The sequence below is a fragment of the Hespellia stercorisuis DSM 15480 genome, from assembly GCF_900142165.1.
GTDB lineage: Bacteria > Bacillota > Clostridia > Lachnospirales > Lachnospiraceae > Hespellia > Hespellia stercorisuis.
The window spans coordinates 1-1,142 of the sequence record NZ_FQZY01000160.1 but is presented as its reverse complement, the minus strand read 5'-3'; the positions used below and the strand labels follow the sequence as shown (position 1 = coordinate 1,142).

Below are 1,142 nucleotides of genomic sequence, written 5' to 3'. Positions count from 1 at the left end.
GATGGAGAAATTTCCCGTATCATAGAAATGGCCGATTCATATCCCTCAAGGGGCAATAACACTGTCCCGTACATACGTGCCATGCTTCCCGTGATAATCCGGATATCCTTATGTTGCGGGCTGCGGTTGTCGGAGGTCATTAGTTTAAGGAAAAGGAACTTCAATGCTTACGATGGCGTGCTTGTACTTGAAATCGCCAAGAATAATAAACAACGGATTGTCCCAATGCATGAATCACTTTCCGTGCTCCTGCAGAAGTACTGCATTGTCATGGGTGTTATCGGACAGCCTGATGCATGGCTGTTCCCCGGGAAGGATGATTCTGCTCACATAAGTCTTAAAACAGTAGACAACCGTTTTCGACTGATCCTGCGTGAGATAAATATTTCAAGGCCGGATAAAAAATATGAAAGAGGGGCTTGTTTTCATTGTCTCCGGCATACTTTCGTCCAGAGATCATTTGTTCAGCTTAAAGAGATTGGGATCAGTGTTGATAATTCTATCCCTTACCTTTCGATTTATCTTGGCCACAGCAACCTTCGGCAGACTGAGCGATATATGAAATTCACCACGGATATGTTCATTGATGAATTTCAGAAATTTGCCGCGTTCAGTGGGGAGGCGTTCCCGGAGGTGTGCTATGAAGACTAAAAAATACAGTTTTTTGGACACACTACAGGATTTTGTCGAGTCATACCTCCCGCTGGAAAAAGGATGCAGCAACAAAACAGTGGAGTCATACAAAACCACATACCGTCTGCTTCTGGATTACTTATATAACCAAAAAAATCTGTCAGCCGACCAGGTTACTTTTGACAAGCTTGATTATGGAACCATTTCCGGATTCCTGGATTGGCTCCAAGAGGAACGTAAATGCAATGCGAGGACAAGGAACCAAAGACTTGCCGCGCTGAATTCTTTCTCCAAATATGCCATGAACATCAGTCTCGAGGCCGCTTTCCTTCGGAACACGCTTGGGAAGATCCCACGGAAGAAAACTCAGACAAGCGTCATGCCAGTCTTCACATTGGAAGAAGTCAAGATCTTAATGGCGATGCCGAATGATCGCACGGAGATTGGTAAACGCGATAAAGTTCTCCTGTCAACAATGTACGGGGCAGGCACACGCTGTGATGAAACCT

The 1,142-nt window shown here is 45.0% G+C and carries 2 protein-coding genes; both read left to right on the top strand.

What is annotated here, in order from left to right; translation table 11 throughout:
* Positions 1-651, top strand: a 651-nt coding sequence (locus tag BUB85_RS20890; RefSeq protein ID WP_143160826.1) for a tyrosine-type recombinase/integrase, incomplete at its 5' end; no start/stop codon positions are given.
* A partial coding sequence (locus BUB85_RS20885) for a tyrosine-type recombinase/integrase (protein WP_159434699.1) occupies positions 641-1,142 on the top strand: 502 nt, incomplete at its 3' end. The genes BUB85_RS20890 and BUB85_RS20885, both read left to right, overlap by 11 nt.